The organism is Cryobacterium sp. N21, assembly GCF_002929575.1.
Classification (GTDB): Bacteria; Actinomycetota; Actinomycetes; order Actinomycetales; family Microbacteriaceae; genus Cryobacterium; species Cryobacterium flavum.
The window spans coordinates 1-23,516 of record NZ_PJJQ01000032.1; the positions used below are offsets into that span (position 1 = coordinate 1).

Annotated in this window: 21 protein-coding genes; 8 read left to right on the forward strand and 13 right to left on the reverse strand. The window is 64.5% G+C overall.

Annotated elements, in window-relative coordinates:
- The first annotated feature begins 133 nt into the window (after positions 1–133).
- The gene (locus tag CXY77_RS21090) at positions 134–769 is read left to right on the forward strand and encodes an HNH endonuclease signature motif containing protein (protein WP_369831301.1); all 636 of its coding nucleotides are present in this window, start codon (positions 134–136) and stop codon (positions 767–769) included.
- On the opposite strand, the gene CXY77_RS08695 is transcribed toward CXY77_RS21090, so the two are convergent.
- From CXY77_RS08695 to CXY77_RS08730, 8 genes are all read right to left on the reverse strand, one after another.
- Positions 714–1,262, reverse strand: coding sequence for an HAD domain-containing protein (locus CXY77_RS08695; RefSeq protein WP_104129948.1), 549 nt, complete (start codon positions 1,260–1,262; stop codon positions 714–716). The two genes, CXY77_RS21090 and CXY77_RS08695, sit on opposite strands and share 56 nt — an antisense overlap.
- 250 nt (positions 1,263–1,512) lie before the next feature.
- Complete coding sequence (locus CXY77_RS08700; protein ID WP_104129949.1) at positions 1,513–2,727, reverse strand: M20 family metallopeptidase; 1,215 nt, start codon at positions 2,725–2,727, stop codon at positions 1,513–1,515.
- Positions 2,728–2,802: 75 nt separating this feature from the next.
- Positions 2,803–3,573 carry an amino acid ABC transporter ATP-binding protein gene (locus CXY77_RS08705; RefSeq protein WP_092340804.1) on the reverse strand — a complete coding sequence of 257 codons (771 nt, stop codon included), beginning with the start codon at positions 3,571–3,573 and terminating at the stop codon, positions 2,803–2,805.
- The gene (locus tag CXY77_RS08710) at positions 3,570–4,532 is read right to left on the reverse strand and encodes an amino acid ABC transporter permease (RefSeq protein WP_104129950.1); all 963 of its coding nucleotides are present in this window, start codon (positions 4,530–4,532) and stop codon (positions 3,570–3,572) included. Before CXY77_RS08710 ends, CXY77_RS08705 begins: the two co-directional genes overlap by 4 nt.
- A 2-nt stretch (positions 4,533–4,534) precedes the next feature.
- Positions 4,535–5,467 carry a transporter substrate-binding domain-containing protein gene (locus tag CXY77_RS08715; protein ID WP_104129951.1) on the reverse strand — a complete coding sequence of 311 codons (933 nt, stop codon included), beginning with the start codon at positions 5,465–5,467 and terminating at the stop codon, positions 4,535–4,537.
- Positions 5,468–5,733: 266 nt separating this feature from the next.
- A complete protein-coding gene (locus tag CXY77_RS08720; protein ID WP_104088633.1) occupies positions 5,734–6,564 on the reverse strand; it encodes an IclR family transcriptional regulator in 831 nt (276 codons plus the stop codon).
- Complete coding sequence (locus CXY77_RS08725; RefSeq protein ID WP_104088634.1) at positions 6,561–7,838, reverse strand: amidohydrolase family protein; 1,278 nt, start codon at positions 7,836–7,838, stop codon at positions 6,561–6,563. Before CXY77_RS08725 ends, CXY77_RS08720 begins: the two co-directional genes overlap by 4 nt.
- 11 nt (positions 7,839–7,849) lie before the next feature.
- Positions 7,850–9,385, reverse strand: coding sequence for an AMP-binding protein (locus tag CXY77_RS08730; protein ID WP_104129952.1), 1,536 nt, complete (start codon positions 9,383–9,385; stop codon positions 7,850–7,852).
- A 146-nt stretch (positions 9,386–9,531) separates the two neighbouring features.
- Here CXY77_RS08730 and CXY77_RS08735 point away from each other — a divergent pair, with 146 nt between their 5' ends.
- The 6 genes from CXY77_RS08735 to CXY77_RS08760 all read left to right on the forward strand — a co-directional run bounded on the left by CXY77_RS08735 (position 9,532) and on the right by CXY77_RS08760 (position 19,915).
- On the forward strand, positions 9,532–10,680 hold the full coding sequence (locus CXY77_RS08735) for an acetyl-CoA acetyltransferase (RefSeq protein WP_199181905.1): 1,149 nt from the start codon (positions 9,532–9,534) through the stop codon (positions 10,678–10,680).
- Positions 10,673–11,071, forward strand: coding sequence for a Zn-ribbon domain-containing OB-fold protein (locus CXY77_RS08740; RefSeq protein ID WP_158252802.1), 399 nt, complete (start codon positions 10,673–10,675; stop codon positions 11,069–11,071). Before CXY77_RS08735 ends, CXY77_RS08740 begins: the two co-directional genes overlap by 8 nt.
- Positions 11,068–12,474: a M20/M25/M40 family metallo-hydrolase gene (locus CXY77_RS08745; RefSeq protein ID WP_158252803.1), complete on the forward strand. Its 1,407-nt coding sequence runs from the start codon at positions 11,068–11,070 to the stop codon at positions 12,472–12,474. The genes CXY77_RS08740 and CXY77_RS08745 overlap by 4 nt, the downstream gene beginning before the upstream one ends.
- A gap of 333 nt (positions 12,475–12,807) precedes the next feature.
- A complete protein-coding gene (locus CXY77_RS20625; protein WP_233197323.1) occupies positions 12,808–13,710 on the forward strand; it encodes a phospholipase in 903 nt (300 codons plus the stop codon).
- Positions 13,711–13,965: 255 nt separating this feature from the next.
- Complete coding sequence (locus tag CXY77_RS08755) at positions 13,966–18,807, forward strand: NAD-glutamate dehydrogenase (protein WP_104129954.1); 4,842 nt, start codon at positions 13,966–13,968, stop codon at positions 18,805–18,807.
- Between the two features lie 88 nt (positions 18,808–18,895).
- Entirely contained in the window at positions 18,896–19,915 is a 1,020-nt protein-coding gene (locus tag CXY77_RS08760) for an LLM class flavin-dependent oxidoreductase (RefSeq protein ID WP_092340814.1), read from the forward strand.
- A gap of 501 nt (positions 19,916–20,416) precedes the next feature.
- On the opposite strand, the gene CXY77_RS08770 is transcribed toward CXY77_RS08760, so the two are convergent.
- From CXY77_RS08770 to CXY77_RS08780, 3 genes are all read right to left on the reverse strand, one after another.
- Positions 20,417–20,740 (reverse strand): hypothetical protein, encoded by a 324-nt coding sequence (locus CXY77_RS08770; protein WP_104129955.1) that lies wholly within the window; start codon positions 20,738–20,740, stop codon positions 20,417–20,419.
- A gap of 66 nt (positions 20,741–20,806) precedes the next feature.
- The gene (locus CXY77_RS08775; RefSeq protein ID WP_092340817.1) at positions 20,807–21,079 is read right to left on the reverse strand and encodes a glutaredoxin domain-containing protein; all 273 of its coding nucleotides are present in this window, start codon (positions 21,077–21,079) and stop codon (positions 20,807–20,809) included.
- A gap of 49 nt (positions 21,080–21,128) precedes the next feature.
- Complete coding sequence (locus tag CXY77_RS08780) at positions 21,129–21,425, reverse strand: hypothetical protein (RefSeq protein ID WP_092340818.1); 297 nt, start codon at positions 21,423–21,425, stop codon at positions 21,129–21,131.
- Positions 21,426–21,487: 62 nt separating this feature from the next.
- On the opposite strand from CXY77_RS08780, the gene CXY77_RS08785 reads away from it, so the two are divergent.
- The gene (locus tag CXY77_RS08785) at positions 21,488–21,778 is read left to right on the forward strand and encodes a hypothetical protein (protein ID WP_134505286.1); all 291 of its coding nucleotides are present in this window, start codon (positions 21,488–21,490) and stop codon (positions 21,776–21,778) included.
- 46 nt (positions 21,779–21,824) lie between these two features.
- On the opposite strand, the gene CXY77_RS08790 is transcribed toward CXY77_RS08785, so the two are convergent.
- Positions 21,825–22,601 (reverse strand): ice-binding family protein, encoded by a 777-nt coding sequence (locus tag CXY77_RS08790; RefSeq protein WP_092340820.1) that lies wholly within the window; start codon positions 22,599–22,601, stop codon positions 21,825–21,827.
- Between the two features lie 251 nt (positions 22,602–22,852).
- Complete coding sequence (locus CXY77_RS08795; RefSeq protein WP_092340821.1) at positions 22,853–23,452, reverse strand: histidine phosphatase family protein; 600 nt, start codon at positions 23,450–23,452, stop codon at positions 22,853–22,855.
- Between the last annotated feature and the right edge of the window lie 64 nt (positions 23,453–23,516).

The following is a 23,516-nucleotide window of genomic DNA, read 5'->3' on the forward strand; positions in this document are numbered from 1 at the left end:
CACACTGGATGGCGTTGATGAGGCGGACGGCAACACCGAGCGGTTCAGCGCCGACCCGTTCAGTTCCGACCCGTTCAACGGTGACACCCGGTTCGACGGGGATCGCCGCACCGCGGGCGAGAAACGCGCCGACATCCTCCGCGACGTCTTCCAAGCCGCCGCGCGCGACCCCAAAACCCCGACCATGGGCGGCGTCGCCCCCACCGTCATGATCCACGTCAACGCCGCCGACCTCAACGCAGGCCGCGGCGTCGGCTGGATCGACGGCGTCGAAGCGCCCGTCAGCCTGCGGCGGGTAAAAGAGACCATCTGCTCCGGCGGCGCCCAGAAAGTCATCGTCGGCGACACCGGCGACGTGCTCTACCTCGGCGACACCGTCCGCTGCTTCACCCCCAAACAACGCGCCGCCATCACCGCCCGCGACGGAGGCTGCATCATCCCCGGCTGCACCATCCCCGCCCGCTGGACCGAAACCCACCACGTCATCCCCTGGCAACAACACGGCCGCACCGACATCGACAACGGTGTCCTCCTCTGCTGGTTCCACCACCACACCATCGACACCNACTCTGGGACCCCACCCAAACCTGGCGCCCCGCCCACAGCCACCGCGCCAACACCACCAGCCCCGAACCACCCTGGCGCACCTAGCAGAGCCGTGCCCAGTCACGGCGGAAGGCTTGGCGGGGTATTCCCCCCTTTAAGAAGGAATGTCAGGTGGGCAGTTGCTCGAGCCAGGTGCGCATCCGGGCTATGTCGTCGACGGTGAGGCCCACTTCGGAGCGCGGCGGAATGAGCAGCGATGGCGTCTCTTGAGTGGCGCTGAGCACCTTGTCGCCGTGAAGTTGCACGTCGGCATCATCGATCCAGATGAACGGTGCCGGCACGCTTTGATCTTCTTCAATGCGCTGCGACTTCCAAAGTCCCGTCTCGCCATCCGTCTGGCCGGGATTTTTCGGCGGAGTCGTGACGTCGAGCATGCGTCCGCCGGACAGCCCGTGCAGCTCGGGTACGAGCAGTTGCCGGGTGGCATCCAGCTCGTTCCAGGAGGTGAGCCAGACCAGCTCGACGCCGTATTGCATCAGCAGGGAGTCGAGCGCCGTGATCAGGCGGGGCGCCCAGTGCACATTCCGAGTGGAGGCGTGACCGTCGCCGTGCTCGACACTGATCGAGGCTTTGGCCACATCGCCCCAGGCCGGGTCGGGTTCCAAACGGGGGCAGAGGCATCCGTTGACAGAGAGGTAGAGCCGTGGAACGCTCATTTTGTCCTTCCGTCGTGACGAGTGGTGTAGCCCGCGTCTTCGCGGGGCTCTGCATATGCAATATCGGTTATCGTGCTGGCGCTGTTCAGTGTGAAATTATGAATTGTCTTACTCTCCAAAAATTTGCTTCTGAATCTACCTAAGCACGCGCAACCGACATGCGCCTCCCCGCGAACTGGGTGAACTTTGGTGCCGTGTCGTGACGCTGATCCGTGGCATGTGTGCAACAACGGGCGAGCAGTGGCATGCTTCAGCCTGCCAGCTCAGCCATCCGCGACAGCGCCAACTGCGTATACAAGGCGGTGCCGTCGGCCAACACATCGTCGTCGAAGGTCGCTGTGGGGGAGTGGTTGAACGCGGCGGCCTGGGCATCCGCTTGTCGCGGCACCGCCGAGAGAAACACGAAGGTTCCCGGCACCTGCTGCAACACGCGCGAGAAGTCCTCGGAGCCGCCCAGCGGGTTGATCATGCGCGTGAAACGCTCGCCACCGAAGAGCTCGCCCACCACACGCTCGGCCCGGCTGGTCTCGCCCGCGTCGGTACGGGTCGGTGGATATTCGGTGACGTAGTCCACCGTCACCTCCAGGCCGTGCGCGGCCGCGATGCCTTGAAGCAGTCGCGGTACGACGCGCGCGAGCTTGGCCCGCGACTCGGGCGTGTAGGAACGCACCGTCGCCTCCAACCGCGCCGAATCGGGAATGATATTGCGCTTGGTGCCCGCCTGCAGCACCCCGACCGAGAGCACCACCGGGTCGAACATGTCGAACTGGCGAGTCACCAGCACCTGCAAAGCTGTGACCATCTCGGCGATCACCGTCACCGGATCCTGCGCCTGATGCGGCGCCGAACCGTGCCCGCCGGCTCCGTGTACCGTCGCCGTGAGGCCATCGCTGGCCGACATCAGGGTGCCCGCGCGACTCATGAACTGCCCGTTGGGCGCGCCGGCCGACATGACGTGCAAGCCATAGGCTGCGTCGGCACGGCGCCCGGCAGCGTCGAGGATGCCCTCGCGAATCATCACACCCGCACCGTCGTAGCCTTCCTCGCCCGGCTGGAACATGAGCACCACGTCACCGGCAAGCTGATCTCGATGGTGCGCGAGCAACGTCGCCGCGCCCACCAGCATGGCCGTGTGCAGGTCGTGTCCGCAGGCGTGCATGGCACCGTCAATGCGCGAGGTGAACTCCAGCCCGGTGCGTTCCTGCACGGGCAGCGCGTCCATATCGCCGCGCAGCAACACCACAGGCCGTGAAACGGATGCCCCGGTGCCGGTTCCGCGCAGCACCGCCGTCACCGAGGTGGTGTCGGTACCGAGACTGATCTCGTACGGCAGACCGCTGAGAGCCTCGAGCACCTTCTCCTGGGTGCGCGGCAGGTCGAGCCCGATTTCGGGTTCCTGGTGCAGCCGGTGGCGCAGGTCGGTGATGTCTGGGGCAAGTTCACGGGCGTCGGCGAGCACGGTCACGGCTTCTCCTTTGAATGCGACTGAATGCGACTGAATGGTGGTTCTAGTGTGAGCCGCCGCAGGAGACTTGTCGAATCAGACCAGGGTTTTGCGCATGAACTCCCGGGTGCGCGCTTGCTGCGAATGGTCGAACACCTCGGTCGGGGTTCCCTGCTCCAGAATGACGCCCCCGTCCATGAAGACAACTCGATCGGCGGCGGCCCGGGCGAAGCCGAGCTCGTGGGTCACCACGAGCATGGTGGCACCGCTGGCCGCCAGGGCGGCCATGACGTCGGTGACTTCGCCGACGTTCTCCGGGTCGAGGGCCGAGGTCGGTTCGTCAAACAGAAGCACGGCGGGTTCCAGGGCCAGGGCCCGAGCGATGGCGACGCGCTGCTGCTGCCCTCCGGACAACTGGCGCGGATAGGCATGAGCGCGGTCGGCCAGGCCGACCCGGGTCAGCAGCGTCATGCTGCGTTCGATGGCCTCGGCCTTGCTCAGCTTGAGAATTGAGCGCGGTCCGTCGGCAATGTTCTGCAGAACGGTCCAGTGTGGAAACAGGTTGAAGTTCTGAAAAACCATTCCCACTTTGCGACGCTGCACGGCAATCTGGCTTTCGGTGAGCCGACGCACGGCCCTGCCGGACTCCTGCCGGTAGCCCATCAGCTCGTCGCCCAACCAGATCGACCCGCCGCTGGGAACCTCGAGGCAGTTCACACAGCGCAGCAGCGTGGATTTGCCCGACCCCGACGAGCCGAGAATCGCGACGGTCTCGCCGACCCGCACCTCGAGGTCGATGCCCTTGAGCACCTCGACTCCAGAGAATTGTTTGCGCAATCCGCTGATGCGCAGAATGGGCTGCGTCATGATTCCATCCCTCGATTCAAATTGCGTTCGGCGGCCCGTCGATCGAGAAAACGCGCGACGGGGGAGGAGCTGCCGTTGCGGCTGGAACCCCGGCCGTAGTGACGCTCAATGAAGAATTGCACGCCGTTGAGCACCGTCGTGATGAACAGGTACCAGATGCTCGCGACGATCAGCAGCGGCACCGTCTGGTAGGTCTGGCTGTAGATCTCCTTGACCGAGAACAACAACTCGGCACCCCCGATCACACTGACCAGGGACGTGCCTTTGACCAGCGCGATGATGGAGTTGAAGGTGGGAGGAACAATGAATCTCATCGCCTGCGGCAGCTGGATTCGAAAGAAGACCCGCACCGGCTTCATGCCCAGGGCCTTGGCGGCCTCAAGCTGCCCCTCGTCCACCGAGATCAGCCCGGCGCGATAGATCTCCGCCTGGTACGCGGCATCGTGCAGGCCCAAACCCACGATAGCTGCCAGCAGTGGTGTCACCAGGGTGTTGGACTCGATCGAGGCGAAGGTCGGACCGAACGGTATGCCGATGCTCAGGACCGGCACGAGTAAGCCGATGTTGAACCAGAAAATCAGTTGTACGAGCTGCGGTGTACCCCGGAAGAACCAGATGTACGACGAGGCGAGCGCGCGCAGGAGGGCGTTGTCCGACAAGCGGCACACCGCCAGAATGCCGCCGAGAACCAGACCGATTGTCATCGCTGTCACTGTGAGAAAGAGAGTCATGACGACGCCCTGAAGCACGGTTTCGCTGTTGAGGTACTGCGCGACGACGTTCCATTCAAAGTTGGGGTTCGTCAGCAGCAGGTGCACGAGTTGTGCGGCGACGACCACGGTGATGATGGAAAGCACCCAGGTGGCGGGGCGCCTTGGTGACAACGCCCGGGCTACGTCCACGGGGTGGCGCGTGACCGGGAGCTCGAGGTCGGTCTGGTTACTCGGCAGAGTTGCCATGACTACTGCGGGTTCTCGACGAGCCAATCGGCGTACAGGTTGATGCCGGGCTGGTCGATGAGTTCGCGATCGAGGCCGTACTTGGTCATGATCTTCTCGTAGTCACCATTGTCGAAGAGCACTTGAAAGCTCGCGAGCAGGGGGGCGGAGAGTTCGGAGCCCTTGGGGAGCAGGGCACCCATGAACTGACCGGCGAACCCGTTCGAGAACTCGTCGCCGACGACCTCCAACTCGCCGTTCGATTCCTTGGCCGCGTAGAACAGCGAGGCTCCACCCGTGAAGAAGGCATCCGTTCGTCCCGATCTCAGCGCCAGCACGCCGTCGGGAACGCTCGCGACGCTCAGCACCGTGAGGTCTTTGCCCTGCTCCTGGCACTTCACTGCCTGAGCCTCGGCAACCTTATAGGTTGCAGCGTTGGCGAGCGCGGCCACGGTGACGTCACACAGCTCGTCCATGTTGGTGACGTTCTTGGGGTTGCCCTTTTCGACCAAAAAAGGCACGACCTCCTGCAAAACGTCAACGAATTCGGCACCTGGGCGTTCCTTCGGTCCCCCGACCGAGTCAGCGTAGGGAAAGAAGCCGAAGGCGTAACGTTTGGCGCTGATCGCGGCGAACGCTCCGGAAATGTCCGGCACGGTCGCGATCTTGGCCTCTACACCCATCACTTCGGCGATGGCATCCATCAGTTCGGCGCCGGCACCGGTGTACTCACCGGTTTTTCCGGGCGTCGTGACCCACCACGGCGGGTTTGCGCCACTCGTGACGACCGTGAACTCACCAGCGTCCTGAATGTCCTGGGGAAGGGCATCGTGAATGGCCTGGTCCATCAGAGTGGATGCTGCCGATTCCTCCGGTTTGACGGCTGCGCTACAGCCTGCTAAGAGCGAGACGGAGAGGGCTAGGCAGAGGGTTTTCGCGACCTGGATACGCTTCATTGTCGGTACTCCATTGCTGTAGTTGATTGGGCTGAACTCAACGCGCCTGCTGGAAATGTGGTTTGTTATGCTGCCCGGCCCACTCTCGTTTCCAACAAGTTGGGGCTGAGCGTATCATGGTAGTGAATCACTGTATAGACATTTGGTATATCTGTTGATTACTTCGGCGAGCGTGCGGGGCTGACGATTGACCCGCGGGTCACTGAAGCCACCGCAGCGAAGCTGCGGCACGGCGGCCCGCGCTGGTGGTGTTGGCAGAAGCGTCGCTAAGGTCGGTGGAAGCCGAGCCTTGTAGAAATTCGGTGGGCAGCGCTGACGACCAAATCTTTCCAGGCGCCCTCGAGATTGCCTGACACCCGCGACATGGCCCCCCCTATGGCCAGAGCCGCGATCATTTCGCCCGAATAATCGCAGACGGGCGCGGCGACGGCACCGGCCCCGGCGTCGACCTCACCGAGACTGAGGCTGTAACCGCGTCGGCCAATCTCCTGTAGTTCTTGGCGCAACTCGGCCTCGCCGGTGATGGTGTGTTCGGTGAAAGCCGGCCCCCGGTGGCTGAGCACCTGACTCAGGCGTTGCTCGTCCTGACCCGAGAGCAGCATTTTCTGCCCGGCCCCCGAATCCAGCGGTCGTTTGGTGCCGACGTCGACCGAGATGCGCAGAGAGTGGGTGCTCTCAATGCGGGAGATACAGATCGCCTCGTTGCCGACCGGAGCCAGCAGGTAGATCGTTTCATTGGTCGCGGCATGCAACATTTCCATCTCGGGCTGCGCGGCGGCCCGCAACGCTTCGATTGGCTGGGCTGCCATCTCGCCGAGGGTGAGCAATCGACTGCCCACCCGGTAGTGGTCGCCGGTGCGTTGCAGAAAGCCGCGCGATTCGAGGGTTTTGATCAGACGAAACGCCTTGTTGCGGGTCACGCCAACTCGGCGGGCGATGTCGGCGACGCGCAGCTCTTGTTGCCCGTTCTCGAACTCGAGCATGATATCGAGGGCCGCAGCGACCGGCCCGATCATGTAATCGGTGGCGGGGCCGGCTGGTGCAACTGCGGTTGGGGCGGCCGAGGTCTCCGGATCGTCCGTGGCGTGGGCCGTCATGCGGTGACCGCCATTGTGTGGCGACTGTGGGCATCCGCTATAGACAGGAGCGAACCGCTCATAAACTGGCCGCCTTTCAACACGGCGGTGCGACGTTTCGCATCCTGCAACAAGCGGATGTCCCGGTGCGGGTCGCCGTCGACGATGAGCAGGTCGGCGAATTTTCCCGCGGCAACCGTGCCAACGTCGGCTGAAACGCCCATGCACTGGCTGGACTGGTCCGTGGCGACCCTGATCGCTTCGGCCGAGGTCATACCGGCCTCGACCAGAAGCTCTAGTTCCATGCCGGTGCGGCCGAAGCCGTGGAACGGGTTGGTGTCGGTGCCAGCAGCGATGCGCACGCCGAATCGAACGGCCAGAGCAAGGCTTTCGCGATGGCGCGCCGGCATGTCAATGGTGTGGGCTCGCACACTTTCCTGGGAGAGGGTGCTGTGCCAGTTAGAGATGCACATTGTTGGAACATACCATGTGCCCCGATCAGCCATTTCGCGCGCGCACTCCTCGGTCAGATAGGTTCCGTGCTCGATCGTGTCAACGCCGGCACGCACCGCGAGGATCGCGCCGGGATCGCCGTGGGCGTGCGCGCACACCGGGATTCCCTCCAGATGGGCCTCGTCCACGATCGCAGCGAGTTCTTCAGGGGTGAACAGCGGGCGGTTCGGGCGGCGTGCCGCGAAGGTCATGCTGCCGGTCATCGCCACTTTGATGACGTCGGCACCCATACGAATAACTTCCCGCACCTTGGCCCGTGCGGCCACCGGACCGTCGCACCAGGGTTCGGGAAGGCCGGGCAGAATCTCGTAGCGTCCGCGGGACGTGATCGCGCCGCCCGACACCGGGTGGGCATCCATCAGGGAGTTGGTCGGCGACACGATGATCAGCGAGGTCTGCAAACGCGGACCAGGAATGACGCCGCGGTCTACGGCCAGAACGAAGCCCCGTTCCAGACCGCCGAGGTCCCGTGCCGTGGTGATTCCCGCCTCCACGGTCGTCTTCAGGGCGGCCACCGTTTGGGACATCAGCAGTCCCAGCGGTTCCGGATGGGTGACAAGGCTCTGCGCCCAGGCAGCATGGTGGGTATGGCAGTCGATGAGGCCGGGCATCAGCGTGGCACCGCCCAGGTCGACGACCTCGACCGTGACGGGAAGCGGTCGGTCTTCGGTCACCTCGACGATCCGCTCGCCGTCGATGATCACGGTCGACCGCTCGCGGGCCGGGCCGCCGGTGCCGTCGATGAGCCGGGCATTGATCAGGGCGCGCAACTGGGTGGTCATGAGAGGTCGTTTCAGGAGGCTGTAACCAGAGCGGATGCCTGGCGCTGGTTGCGATCGCTCGCCAGCGCCGATCGGCGCATCTTGCCCGATTCGTCGCGGAAGCTCGTACTGACGAACTCGAAGGTTTTCGGCACCTTGTAGGGGACGAGGCGTTCCCGGCAGAATGCCCGCAGCTCGTCGACGTCGGGCGGCGCGCCCGGGTCGGTGGGCAGCAGGATGGCGTAGACCTGCTTGCCCCACTCGTCGTCGTCGACGCCGATCACCACGGCGTCTGCGATGCCGGGGTGTTCCGAGAGCACCCCCTCGACTTCGGCGGGGTACACATTGGCACCGCCGGTGATGATCAGGTCGACCCGTCGATCAGCCAGATAGAGGTAGCCGTCGTCGTCGAGCCAGCCGAGATCTCCCAGCGTGACCAGTCCGTCGGAAGTGGATGCCGGTGGTTCGGCGCCGAGATACCGGAACGTCATGGGGGCGCCCTCGGGCCCGGTGAAGATCTCCCCGATCTCGCCGGCCGGCAGCGGAGCCCCGGCGCTGTCCCGGATGCTCAGGCGCGTGTCAACCGGCCGGCCCAGGCTACCCTCGCGGAGCATCCACTCGTCGCCGCGAATAGCGACGACTCCGGTGCCCTCTGCGCCGCCATAGCAGTCGTATTGTTTCGCCGGTTCGACCAGCTGCAACCAGACGCGTTTGACCCACACCGGGCAGACCGCGCCGCTGTGATAGAAGGCGTCGATGCTGGAGAAGTCGCGGGTGAGTACATCGGGCAGTCGAGCGATGCGCTGCATGATGATGGGTACCATGGCGAGAAAAGTGACCCGGTGCCGCTCGATGACGTACACGGTGAGGGCGGCATCAAACTTTTCCAGCAGAATCACCGTGTGTCCCTCGAAGAGACCGTTGTGCGTGAGGCTGAAGGAGATGTTGTGATACAGCCGGCCGGTGATTAGCTGGGTCTGGTCGGCGCGCAGGCCGAATCGGTGCAGGGAACTGCCCTGGCCGGGGATCTTCTGCCACGGTCGGTCGTCGAGAATGATTTTGGGGCGGCCGGTGGAGCCTCCGGAGCAGATCGCCTTTCCCGGCCACGCGGTGATGGCTGGTAGCGCTGATGCGTCAACGGTGTCGAGTGCCGAAAGCTCGTCGAGTGAGATATCGCCGGGATACTGCCCCTCGTGTTCCACGAGCATGACGGTGGTGCGCCACGATTCACTCACCGCGAGAATTTCGCGACGTTCCCGCTCCGGCATCTGCGGCGACAACGGGAGCGTGCAGGCGCCGAGTCGCCAGGCGGCGATGGCGGCGACAATGTGTTCGGCGCGGGTGGGCAGGCAGATTGCCAGCAGGGTCGTCGGGCCAACGCCGTAGCCCGCCAGTAGGCGTGCCATCTGATTGGCGCGCGTATCGAGCTCTGCCCAGCTGAGGCAACTCTCGCTGCCGTCGGGGGCGACGAAAATGAGCGCGGTGCGCTCGCCGCGTTCGGCGGCGAGGTCAGCAATGCGCTGCGCGTAGGAGACCGGCGAGGTGATGAAAGGTGAGTCTGCGGTCATGGTGTCGCTTTCCGTGTCGCCCGGTTCGGGTGGGTCGGTGTTTCGTGCGTCGTGGAATTTCTCAAACTGTATCCCTGGATAGATGACATGTCTATATGATGAACAGAAATGTCCGTCGATGCTCGCCGAGGGGTTACGCAATGTTGATGACAGGACCTGACCGTGAGGTATTCATCTCGGGGGTAGCCGAAGCGCCACTGGGCGAAGTACGAGACCATTCCGAGCTGTCGATGATTGCGCTCGCAGCCAGGGAAGCGCTCGCCGATGCCGGCCTGACCCTGCGTGATGTCGACGGGTTGTTTGTGAACTACCTCGGCGAGGAGGGCACGGTGCAGGTCGGGGAGTATCTCGGAATCCAGCCGAGTTACTCCGACTCCAGCGATCTCGGCGGAGCCGCCTTCGTGGCTTTTCTCGGTCATGCCTCGGCTGCCCTGCAGACCGGACGCTGCCGGGTCGCCCTGATCGTGTACGCGTCCCGGCAGCGCACCCGCGCCACTCGCAAGCTCAATCACTGGAATGAGAAGGCAACGTCGCCCCAGTTTGAACAGCCGTATGGTCTGCCGGCCCCGATGGGCCAGTTCGGGCTGCTCGCGGCCCGACACATGTACGAGTACGGGACCACACCCGAGCAGCTGGCGTCCGTGGCCGTGACCGCACGGCAGTGGGCGGGCCTGAACCCCAAGGCCTGGAAGCGTGATCGGCTCACCATTGACGATGTGCTCGAGTCGCGCCTGATCTGTGCTCCGCTTCGTCGCCTGGACTGCTGCCTGGTCACCGATGGCGGCGGTGCCATCGTGTTGACGACCTGGGACCGTGCCCGGGATTCGGCGAATACGCCGATTCGAGTGGCCGGCACCGGGGAGAGCGCGAGGCAGTGGCATATTCCGCAGCTGCCGAGTCTTGAGGCCTCGCCGGGGGTCGCGGCCGCTCGTGCCGCGCTGCAGATGGCGGAGGTCGGGCACGCCGATATCGACGTCTTCGAGCCCTATGATGCGTCGACGATCAGCGTGCTGCTCGCGCTCGAAGACGTCGGGTTCTGCGGGCGCGGTGACGCCGGCGCGTTTGTGCAGGAGGGCAATCTGAGCATCACCGGCAGTCTCCCCTCGATCACCTCGGGGGGAGGGTTGTCGTATTGTCATCCGGGGGCGCTGGGCATCCTCTTGGTTATCGAAGCGGTGCGGCAGCTCCGCGGCCAGGCCGGAGCGCGGCAGGTGCCCGGTGCGACGGTCGGACTGGTGCATGGCATTGGCGGACTCTTCTCCACGGCAGCGACGGCGGTGTTGGTTCGTGGTTGAGTCACTGTTCGACTGGGCCGACCCCACGACCGCTCATTTCTGGGAGGCCGCCAGCAAGGAACAGCTCGTGATCCAGCAATGCGGAGTCTGCCGTCAGTATCAGTTCTATCCGCGTCCCTTCTGCCTCGCCTGCGACAGCGATGACATCGGATGGGTCGCGGCGAGCGGCCGGGGAACGGTCTATTCGCAGACCACCGTGCATCTGAAGGCCGCGCCGGAACTCGGGCTGGTGACCCCGTACGTTGTGGCGGTCGTACAGCTCGAGGAGGGGCCGCGCTTGCTGACCAACCTCACCGGGGAAGCCTGCCGAATCGGCAGCCCGGTGCAGGTCGGCTGGCGATCACGGCAGGGGCAGGCGCCGGTGCCAGTCTTCGGGCCGGCGACACCGTGAGCATTGACGATGTTTACGCCCACATCGATGCCGGATTCGGTGCCGCGCTCGAAGAACTCGCCTACCTCGTTGGTATCGCTGGCGTCAGCGCTTCGCCGACGGAGGACCTGGCCCTGTGCGCCCAGGCCGTGCAGCACAGCGTGTGCGGGAGTGGTCTGCGCACGCACCTGATCGAGGGTTTTGGGCCGCCGGCTGTGTACGGCGAATGCATCGTCGACCCCGGGCGACCGACGGTGCTCATTTATGGGCACTACGATGTGCAACCGGCCGAAACCAGCGCGCACTGGCAGGGTGACCCGTTCGAGCCGACCATTCGCGACGGTCGCATGTACGGGCGCGGCACCAGTGACAACAAGGGCCAGCACCTCGCGCAGCTCTGGGCTCTCCGGGCGACGCTGGCTGCACACGGCGAGCTGCCGGTGAACGTCAAGGTGCTCATCGAGGGAGAAGAAGAGATCGGCAGCCCGCACCTGGCCGAACTCGTTCGAGAAAATCGTCATCTTCTGGCGGCTGATCTGGCCATAACCTCGGATGGCCCCGTGCATCGCAGCGGCATGCCGCAGCTCGTGCTCGGCACTCGCGGGCAGCTCGGCGTCGAGCTGTGTACACGCGGGGCGAATCGGGATGCGCACTCGGGCAGCCTTGGCGGTCTGCTGCCCGACGCCGCGCAGCAGCTCACTCAGGCACTGGCCACGCTGTGGAAACCGAGTGGCGAGATTGCCGTGGCGGGCTTCTTCGATGACGTGCGGCCGCCGACGCCCGCCGAAAGTGCGAATCTTGCCGGGCTGCCCCTCGATCTGAAGGACCACTTCAGCGACTACGACATCACGGAGCTGCCCTCGCCGGAGGGACGCGACTACTACGAACGCTTGATGCTGCGGCCGACGATGACAATCACCGGCCTGACCAGCGGTTATACCGGGCCGGGCATGAAGACTGTTATTTCAAGCAGCGCCAGGGCGCACCTCGACATGCGACTCGTGCCCGGGCAGCATCCGGACGAGATCTTTCGGCTGCTACAGGTGCACCTGGCGCAGCATGCCCCGATGGTGGGGCTGACGCGACTCAGCTCGATTCCCCCCTCGCGTACTGCCCTCGACAATCCCTACGTTGCGATTCTGGCCGGCGCCGTTGAGCAGGCGATCGGGGTGATTCCCTTCGTCGTGCCCAGCCTCGGCAGCTCGCTGCCGAACTACGTTTTCACCGACATTCTCGGCATTCCCTCAATTCTGGTGCCCTACGCCAACCCTGACCAGAACAATCACGCCCCCAACGAGAATTTCGAGCTGTCGCGGTTCAAGGACGGCATGAGAATTTGCGCGACCATCCTCGAGCATGTCGGCAGTCACACCGTTGAGCGCTCGGAGGGAAATGTGCGTCTGGAGCAGGAGCGCGTCGAGTAAAATCACGCGCTGGGGCGCTTGCTCGCCCTCGCGGCGAAAGATTAATTCTGACTTTTTGTAGGCTGCAAGGCTCCGCCGGTCAAATCGCATCCTGCCGAATAATTTATCTTTGATCAGCATAATCGTCTGGTTGCAGCCGTGCCCCCGCCCGTGGGAAATCGCAAATTATGCCATAGCTCAGCGCCTGTGACCGAAAATCAGGGGATTCGGAGAAAATCATGAGGTTTCTTTCAAACAGGCCGGGCATGCTGGCCAACTCGCCCGCGCCACCCCGAAGTGCACGGGCTCGAAACCCAGCGAACGGGCGTACCTAGCGTCCATCATTCGCGCCAGATGAAGGACATGCGCCCAAAACACACTGAAACGCCCCATGCCCACCTCGCCCCTCGAACGCAGCACAAGCCCCGTAAACCACGCACCCGCCGGCATGAGATCTTCGTTGCCACCGGTGCCGCGCTCGTTATCGCCGGCCTCGTCGCCAGCAGCGGATTCGTCGCCCAGTCCGCCGATGCCCGGCAAGACAGCATCGCCGCCACGACCGTGCTCGCCGAAAGCACCGGCCTGCAGAGCGACCAGCTCGACTATTACGCGGCGCACGGTGAGTCGATCTCTCGCGACAACGCATCCGTTGCGCTCAGCGCCGCCAACGTCGTCATCGCTGCCAGTCAGAGCAAAGTGGATGCCACCACACTCACCTCGGTAGCCAGCTCGCTCGCCAGCTACGCGATCATGCCCATCGACCAGGTGGAATCGCTCACGGCCGAGGCGAAGGTTGAGACCGCGTCCGTCGCTGCCGCCACCGCTGAAGTCGACCGCGTCGCCGCCGAGGTTGCGGCTGCTGCTGCGGCGGCCGCTGCTGCCGCCGAAGCCGCTGCCCAGGCGGCTGCTGAAGCCGCTCGCGTGCAATCTGTCGCCGGAGGCAACACCGTCGACGGTGCACGCGCCACCGCACAATCCATGGCCGCTTCGCAGTACGGCTGGGGCGCGGATCAGTTCAGTTGCCTCGACCGTCTCTGGCAGAAGGAATCCGGCTGGAACTACGCGGCCATGAACTCCAGCAGCGGCGCGACCGGAATTCCCCAGGCGCTGCCCGGAAGCAAGATGGCGTCGGCCGGCAACGACTGGGCCACGAACGCCACCACGCAGATCGCCTGGGGCCTCGGCTACATCAAGGCCTCATCCTACGGAACGCCGTGCGCCGCCTGGTCGCACTCACAGGCCGTCGGCTGGTACTAGCTCAACACTTTTAGGCAGTTTATGCCCCGGTCACGAGCGAATCGACGACGCACGGGCCGTTTCGTCGCGGCTGGCCGCAGGTTCTGCGGCGACCAGCCCGGGTGCAGGGCCCGGCGGTACGATGGGCGAGCAAGGGATCTCCATGATTGAGTTCGACGAGGCACACCGACGTGCCCGGCGCAGGAGCCCTGCACACGTATTTCGTCGTGTCGATTCGTACCGCACGACGATGAATTTGATGGAGGCGTTTTTTCGATGTCGTCTGGTTTCACCCGAACGGGTCTGTCCCCGTCAGATCCCACGCTCGAAACGTTCATAGATGATTACTATGAGCATCTAACAGACGAAGATGCCGCGAACTATGCCCCGGAGCTTCTTGCATCCCGGGCCCGCGAGCACTGGCAGGTCGCCCAGCGCCGAGTACCCAAGACGGCAACGATCGAGATTCACAATGAATCCGGTCGCAGTGTCGTCAATATCGTCACCGACGACATGCCCTTTCTCGTGGACTCGGTCACGGCCGAGCTGGTGCGCCAGCACTCAGCCATCCATTTGGTCGTGCACCCCCTGCTGATCGTGGCCCGCAGCAAGGCGACGAACGATCTCGTCGACATCAACCGAATCCCGGCCAGCGCCGGTGTCTCCAGCGGCGATACCTCTGCCATGCCGAACATCGCGCACCTCATCGCGACCGGTGATGATGCCTCACACCTCGAGTCCTGGATCGCCATCGAGATCGACAGCGCGAGCGACGAGGAACAGGCCAGCCTCATCGCCGGGCTGGCCGCCGTTCTCGGCGACGTTCGTGCCGCCGTCGAAGACTGGCCGCTCATGCGCACCAAGGCCATGCAGATCGCCAACGCGCTCGACACCATCACCGGTGGCGACCAGATCAAAGACCTCCACCAGACCCAGCAGTTGCTGCACTGGCTCGACGAGGGCAACTTCACGTTTCTCGGCTACCGCGAGTACAACCTCGAGACGCTGGACGGCGAAGACGTGCTCACCCTCATCGAGGGCAGCGGCCTCGGTCTGCTGCGTTCCGCTGACGACCGCCACCAGATTCAGCACCTAACGGATGCCGGCCGACATAAAGCGCGCGAGCGCACCGCCCTGGTGATCACGAAGGCCAACTCCCGCTCCACCGTGCACCGTCCCGCCTACTTCGACTACATCGGAATCAAGAGTTTCGATGCCGCCGGCCAGGTCAACGGTGAGCAGCGCTTCATCGGTCTGTTCGCCGCGAGCGCTTACACCAGCTCGGTCACGGCCGTTCCGGTGCTGCGCGAAAAGGTCAAAGCCGTCATGACCGAGGTCGGTTTTCCGCTCGAGTCACACAGCGGTAAAGACCTGCTCGGCATCATGGAAACCTATCCCCGTGACGAGCTGTTCCAGATCGAGGTGCCCGACCTGGTCACCGCGTCGCTCGCCATCCAGCGTCTGCAGGAACGTCGTCGTACCCGCCTGTTCCTGCGGCCGGACATCTACGGTCGGTTCATGTCGGCCCTGGTCTACCTGCCGCGTGACCGCTACAACACCGCCGTGCGGCTGCGCATCGAGAAAGAGCTCCAAGAGACCTTCAGCGCTGAGTCGCTGGACTTCGAAGCGCGCATGACCGAATCGGCGCTCGCGCGACTGTTCTATCGCATCCGCTTGCCCAAGGATGTCTCGGCGGATTCCGTCGATATCGCCGCCTTGGAACACCGCCTGGCCATGGCCGTCCGCTCGTGGCCAGAGGGTATCAGCGACGAACTTCGCGAAACACACTCGGTCGAAGAGGCCGAGCGGTTGGCCGATATCTGGGCCGAAGCTTTTCCCGACAACTACCGGGTCGACTACGAAATCGATGATGCCCTCGAAGACATCTCCCGGTTTGAGGCCTGCGCAGCGGAGGTCGGGGCATCCGCTGAGGGGCACATCCGCCCGGGGCTGCACGTGTACCTGCCCAAAACCGCCGGTGACCCCGGCGAAGATGCTCGCATCAAGCTCTACATGACCGAACCGAAAAGCCTCAGCCAGATTTTGCCGTTTCTGCAGAATCTCGGCATCGAGGTACTCGATGAGGTGCCGTTTGAAATTCAGACCACCGACGGGCGGCGCTTCTATCTCTACGACCTCGGCCTGCACTACCCGGCCGGCGTCGACCCGGTCGCGACCGGCACGTTACTCGCGGACTCGTTCGGCGCGGCCATCAGCGGAGCCATCGAATCCGACAGCCTCGATCGTCTCGTGCTGCAAGACGGCATGCCCTGGCACCGTGTGGTCATCCTGCGCAGCTACGCCAAGTACCTGCGCCAGATCGGCAACACCAACTCCTACGGCTTCGTCGCGAATGCCCTGCTCGCCAACCCCGACGTCACCCGAAGGCTGGTGGCGCTGTTTGAAGCGCGGTTCGACCCCGACCTGGCCGACGATGAGCGGATCCTGCGCCTCACCGACGTGCGCGAACAGCTGCGGCTCGCGATGGAGCAGGTCGCCACCCTCGACGCCGACCGCGTACTGCGTACCCTCATCACGCTGATCGAAGCGTCGCTGCGCACGAACTTCTTTCAGTACAAGCCCTACCTCAGCATCAAACTCGACCCCTCCCAGATCGAGCAGATGCCCTCGCCCAAGCCCATGTTCGAGATCTGGGTGTACTCGCCGCGCGTCGAGGGCGTGCACCTGCGCTTTGGCAAGGTGGCCCGCGGAGGGCTGCGCTGGTCGGACCGTCGTGAAGACTTCCGCACCGAGGTGCTCGGCCTGGTCAAGGCGCAAACCGTCAAGAACGCCGTCATCGTACCCACCGGTGCCAAGGGCGGGTTCTTCGCCAAGAAGCTCCCAGACCCAGCCCTCGACCGTGCCGCCTGGATGGCCGAGGGTATCGACAGCTACAAAACATTCATCCGCGGCCTGCTCGACTTGACCGACAACCTGGTCGCCGAGGCCGATGGTGAGCATGTTGTGGCGCCGCACCGCGTGGTGCGTCATGACGACGACGACAGCTATCTGGTCGTGGCCGCCGACAAGGGCACGGCATCCTTCTCCGACATCGCCAACGGCCTCGCGGCCGAATACGGTTTCTGGCTCGGCGACGCATTCGCCTCCGGTGGCTCGGTCGGCTACGACCACAAGGAGATGGGCATCACCGCCAAGGGCGCCTGGGAGTCGGTCAAACGCCACTTCAGCGAACTCAGCGTCGACACCCAGACCGAAGACTTCACCGTCGTCGGCGTTGGCGACATGTCGGGTGACGTGTTCGGCAACGGTATGTTGCTCTCGAAGCACACCAAACTCGTCGCGGCCTTCGACCACCGGCACATTTTTCTCGATCCCAACCCCGACCCGGCGCTCTCCTTCGACGAACGGGCCCGGTTGTTCGAACTACCGCGCTCGTCCTGGGCTGACTATTCCACCGACCTCATCAGCACCGGCGGCGGCGTCTTTCCACGTCAGGCCAAGGTCGTTCCGATCTCGGCCGAAGTGCAGGTCGTGCTCGGTCTGCCGGAAGGCACCACTCAGCTGAGCCCGCCCGAACTGTTGCGAGCCATTCTGCTTGCCCCTACCGACCTGCTCTACAACGGCGGCATCGGCACCTACGTCAAGGCCAGCGGTGAAACGGCCGCGCAGGTCGGCGACAAGGCCAACGACGGGATTCGGGTCGACGGCCGCGACCTGCGGGTCAAGGTCGTGGGGGAGGGCGGAAACCTCGGCTTCACCCAGCTCGGCCGCATCGAAGCCGCGCTCGCCGGCGTCATCCTCAACACCGACGCGATCGATAACTCGGCCGGGGTGGACTGCTCCGACCACGAGGTCAACATCAAGATCTTCGTGGACCGCATGGTCGCCGCCGGCAAGCTCGACCCGGCCGAACGCGCCGCGTTCTTGGCCGAGATGACCGACGAGGTGGGACGTCTGGTTCTGGTGGACAACGTCGACCAGAACATTTTGCTGCTCAACGACCGGGTGCTCGTGAACAACTGGAGCCCGAGCTACGAGCGCCTCATGAACTGGCTCGAAGAATCGGGCGACCTCCAGCGCGAGCTGGAAGCCCTGCCGACCACGGCCACACTGAGGGAACGCCTCGACCGCGGCCAGGGCCTGACCAGCCCCGAGCTGAGCGTGCTCGCCGCCTACGCCAAGATCGAACTGGCCACGGCGCTGCGCGACAGCGACCTGGCAGATGATCCCTGGTTCGGCAGCACCCTGCGCCGGTACTTCCCGACGCACCTGTCGGAGCGGTTCGATGCGGAACTGGACACGCATCCGCTTCGCCGGGAAATCATCGCTACGGTCGTCGCGAACGACATGATCAACCTCGGCGGCATCACCTTCGCCTTCCGCGCGATGGAAGAGACGTCGGCCAACCAGGCGACGATCGCGCGTGCCTTCGTGGCACTGCGCGAAATCTTCGATATTGACACGATGGTGGGCGAGCTCAATGCGCTGCCGTCGTCGTTCCCTACCGAGAAGTGGACGGCGATCCACCTGGATATTCGCCGGCTGCTCGACCGCGCGGTGCGCTGGCAGGTCAACCACGGCGGCAATATGCCTGTCGGCGCGGTGATCGCCAAGTACAAGCCGCAGATCGCGCTCATGCGGGAGCACCTCGGCGAATACCTGCAGGGCACCGACCGGGGTCGCCTCGAAACGCAGGAGGAAAAGGCCAGAGAATGGGGCCTGCCCGACGACCTCGGTCGTCGCTGGTCCGAACTGTTCGAGGCATACGCGCTGCTCGACGTGGCCAAGGTGGCTGCCCGGGCGAACGTGCAGGTCACCGAGGTCGCTGAGATCTACTACACGGTCTACAACCGTTTCGGTGTCGACAACCTGCTCGAGCGCATCACCAAGCTGCCACGCAAGGACCGCTGGCAGGCACTCGCCCGCGCCGCACTCCGCGACGACTTGTACTCAACTGTCGCCGACATGACCCGGTCAGTTCTCGACGAAACGGATGCCGGTGCTGCCGACGACCGCCTCTTGGCCTGGGAAGCGCTCAACGCCGAACAGCTCGGCCGCGCGCGCAGCGTCTTCGAAGAGGTCAACTCGCTCGCGCAGGACGACATGGCGTCGCTCTCAGTTGCTGTGCGCCTGCTGCGCTCCATCGTGCGCCGCTAGGTGTGAGAACCGGGGTGCCCCCACACGGGGGCGCCCCTGGTGCTGAACGCGAGGGAATAGCTCGGCGGGTGCAAACGCTGCACCGAATATGAAGCGCATCGGATTCCTTTCCTTCGGCCACTACCAACCGGTACCAGGATCGCAGGCGCGAACGGCGGGCGATGCCCTGTTGCAGACGGTCGACCTGGCCCAGGCTGCCGAGGAGCTCGGAATCGACGGTGCGTATGTGCGCGTGCACCACTTCGCCCCGCAGTTCGCATCGCCGTTTCCCCTGCTCGCCGCGATGGCGGCCCGCACCAGCCGGATCGAGCTCGGCACCGGCGTCATCGACATGCGCTACGAGAACCCGCTGTACATGGCCGAAGAAGCCGCGATCACCGACCTGATCAGCAACGGGCGTCTGCAACTCGGCATCAGCCGCGGTTCACCCGAGACCGCCTTGCGTGGCTACGAGGCGTTCGGGTATGTTCCGTCCGAGGGCAGCAGCGACGCCGATGACGCTCGTGCGCGCACGGCAATCTTTCGGGCCGCGATCAGCGGCGCCGGAATGGCGCCGGCCAACCCGCAGATGACCGGGCGCACCGGTCTGCTGGCTATTGCACCGCAGTCGCCCGGGCTCAGCGAGCGCATCTGGTGGGGCGCCGGAACCCGCAAGACGGCCAAGTGGGTGGGGGAGCAGGGCATGAACCTCATGAGTTCGACCCTGCTCACCGAAGACACCGGCGTGCCGTTCGGAGACCTGCAGGCCGAGCAGATCGCTATCTACCGGCAGGCCTGGGCCGACGCCGGGCACGAGGGAACGCCGCGCGTTTCGGTGAGCCGCAGCATCCTGCCGATCGTCAGCGATCTGGACCGGGCCTACTTCGGTCGCGAAGCGGAGGCGGGCAGCCACGACCAGGTCGGCCACCTCGACGGCGGCCTGGCCCGTTTCGGTAAGAGCTACGTCGGGGAGCCATCCGCGATCGTCGATCAGCTCCGAACGGATGCTGCGGTGCACGACGCCGACACCGTGCTCGTGACCATCCCGAACCAGCTCGGCGTGGACTACAACTCTCACCTGCTCGAGACCATCGTGCAGCAGATCGCACCCGATCTCGGCTGGCGCTGACGCAGCTGCGCGCACCGAGGCATCCTGACTGCGCTCAGGCGTCCCAGCCACGCGTCGGCAGCTGGTCGAGCCAATCTTCAAGTGTCGTCGTGCTAGCCGATCGTGTGGTCGCGTGCAGTGCCGAAACCTGAGGCGAGAACTGTTGATCGAGATCAATGGCCCCGGTGGCGATCACGGCGATCGGTGGCAGGGCTATCCCGACGGAGGGCGATGCCCCGCCGGAGAAGTCGCTTATTGGATGTAGAAACGTGTGAAACATCAGAACCCCTCGCTCGTCGCGGTCGAAACCGCTACCGGGTCCGGGGTAGTACCTCGACACTACGCCCGAAGCTGATGAAATATCAGTGTTCTGTGTGAACGGCAGAAGAATTCTTCGGCTATGAGAAGCCGATTGTGCTGGAGAGCAGACTGCTGCGGGGTTGTCACCGGCCGTAACTTTCCTGAACTGCTCCGGGTGGTTAAGGAGCTCACTGAAGCCGAGATCGATTCCAGCCTGAAGGTCTAGGGCAGGGAAGCGATGGCAATCGCGATGGCCATCCAGAGCGGCATCGCCGCGACCATGAGTGCGAGGCCGACCCACTGCAGGCGAGTGTAGGCCGGGTCGGCGTCGCCGCGCTTGCGGGTGCGCACGATGTCGACCACGGACACGACCATGCCTACGAACATCAGTGGAGACACGGTCAACAGGGCGAGAATGTTCAGCGCATCGGTGCGCACGGCCAGCGCTACGGCCACGCCGAGGGCGCTGTAGACCACGAAAAGTACCGCGCTGATCCACAGCGAAATGGGAACGCGCCGTGTCGTAGGTGTGAGCGTTGCGTGCATGGTGCGACCCCCGTTGGTATCTACGATTTCTGACAGTAGCACGGGGGTGGCGGCTACGGCGTCGGGTCAGCTCAGGCGGCCGAGCTGCGTGAGCTTGGTTCGCACCTCGGCGTCGCTCGGCTCGACCATGTGGGTGTCGTCGGGAAACACGATGACGGGAATGTTGGTGCGCCCGCTGATGGCGCGGGCGCGGTCGGCACCGTCTTCGACGAGCAGCAGGTCCACGTAGTCGTAGTCCACCTCGAGGCGGTCGAGCAGCGACTTGGAACGGCGGCAGTCGCCGCACCACTCCGCCCCGTACATCGTGATGCGCGGTGCAGGGGCAGTGGTTTCAGTCATACCAGAGAGCTTATGCGGCGCGCCTGTGTGCCGCGGGTGGGCATCCGCTTTAGTCGTGCAGGTGGTCGACCTGCCAGCCGGTGGACTGCTCCAGCAGATCCAGAATATTTTGAGCGGATGCCCGCGCCTCGGCCTGGCTGCGCGCGTCCACTACGTCGATGGTCAGCGGCAGGCTCTCGCCGAACTTGGGAATCTCCACGTCAATCCGGCCGCCGTCGGGTAGTGCGATGAAGGCGTTCGCTCCGGTCTCCTCCTCAACTTTGGTGCTGAGGGCGGTCGCGATGGCCCAGAGGGCATCGGGCTTGGTGCGCTGAACCTGGGCAACGATCGTGGCCGTGAAGGTCATGGGTCTCCGAACTTGAGGGGAAGAGGACTCGTACAGTAAAGCAGTACCCGTACCCTGAAACCATGCCTTCTTATCGCGTGACCATGAGTATCGAATCCCTGCACCCGGGAACCGCGCCCGCTTCGGTCGTGCCCCGAGCCGCGGCGGCGGCCGCGGAATTCACCACGGTGGAGGCTTCTGATCTCACTATCGTCGCGGGAGCCGCCCGGGTCATCGTGCGTTTCACAGCGGATGACGCGGCGTCGGCTCTCCAGATCGGCGCCCACGTGGTGGCCGACCTGCGCGTCGTGGCCGAGCTGCGAGCATCCCTGGTCACCGAACGGGTAAAGGGGACCTGGGTGCCGGTGCGTTAACGACCACAGCGCGGGTGACCAGAGTCACCCGCGCCTTTTTGCTGCGTTACTCGACGGGCGCGGTGACCGTGTTGCTCTGCAGGGTGACGGCCGTCTGGGCCAGGAGACGGCCGTTGATGGTCGCTCCGGTCTTCATGGCGATCATCGTGTGGCTGAGAATGGTGCCTTCGAAGTGCGCGGTCGTGCCGATCGCGACGGAACCGGCAACCTGCCAGAACACGTTCTTCGCCTGAACATCGCCGGCCAGAATCACGCTCTGGGCGGAGGCCTGTTCCAGGTCCTTGGAGATCTGAAAGATGAAGACGTCATCGGAAGTACCGGTGAGGGTGACGTCGGTGGAGATGTTCACGTCGGTGCCCCACTTGTAGAGGCCCTGGGTGAGGGTGAGGCCGCCGATTTCGCCGGCGCCCAGGTTGATGTAGTCGGGAGTGGTGCGCCCGGCAGCATCGGTGTACGCGATCTCGAGGTCGCTGACGGCAGCGGTGAGATAGGTGTCGTCGGTCACCTTGCAGGAGGGGCCCTCGGCGTCGACGCTGTAGATGGTTCCGTTGGTCACCTCGGGGCAGGTGAGGTGAATTGCCGCGCCGGTGATGGGGCTCGCGCCCACATTGCCGCTGACTGACGAGGCGTAGACATCCGTGATGCCCGCCTTCGACAGCACGGCGAACGTGCCGGCCTCGCCGAGGTCGACCGCTGCGCGCGGGGTGGTCTCGGCGGCGACGGCTCCGCCGACTCCGATGCTGCCGGCTCCAAGGATGCCGACGACCACAAGGGCGCCGAGAAGTCGCTTGCGCGACGGTGAAAGCTGTGTGAACGTACTCATGGTGTTTTCCCTCTCCAAAGACCCGCACGATGCGGGTCGGGGCAGGGCCACGCGCGGGCGTGGTCGCCGATGCTGCACATCGGGTTCTCCCGTTGACCGGGCTCGCGAGCAGGTAGCGCCCCCAAGCCTCACCAGTCGTGCCCTCCGGGCGCAATCCGCACGTTTGTTCGTGCGCCCCCACGACAATGGTTCCAACGAATAGAATCTGTCTAGCCCCAGACTAGGGGCATTTGCGGCAATTCGGGGGCCAGTTAGACGACGGGGTCCATCGAACTCAGGTGGCAGGCGTCGTTCCACATCTGCAGTACTCGGTTCTCGCGCTCCCAGCCGAGGGTGGACACAGTTGCGGTGCCGAGGCTCAGGCTCTTGCCGGCGGCCGCTGGCAGGCCCATCCAGCGTGCGGTCATGATGCGCAAAAAATGTCCGTGGGCGAAGACGGCCACCCGGCCCTCGGCGGCGAGGCACAATTTGATGGCGAGATCGGCGCGAGCGCCCACCTCGTCAACGGATTCGCCCCCCGCAATTGGGTTGCCCCACACGGTCCAGCCGGGAATCTCCGAGCGGATGTCCGCGGTGCGGCGACCCTCATAGACCCCGTAATCCCACTCCAGCACGTCGTCGCTTGCCACTCCCTGCCCGCCGTAGCCGGCCCGTTCCATGGTCTCCCAGGCGCGCACCAGCGGGCTCGAGTAGACCCGATCGAAGTGTTCCCCGTCGAGCATCTCGCCGAGGGCATCCGCTTGTTGGCGGCCAAAGTCGGTCAGCGGAACGTCGGTGCGCCCGGTGTGCTGACCCGAGATGCTCCACTCGGTCTGTCCGTGGCGGATGAGAACGATGTCGTTCTGGGTCATGCGGCTCCCTCACTGTGCCACCGGAACGCGGCGGCCCGACAAGTCTACGTTTCGTGCGTCGGGG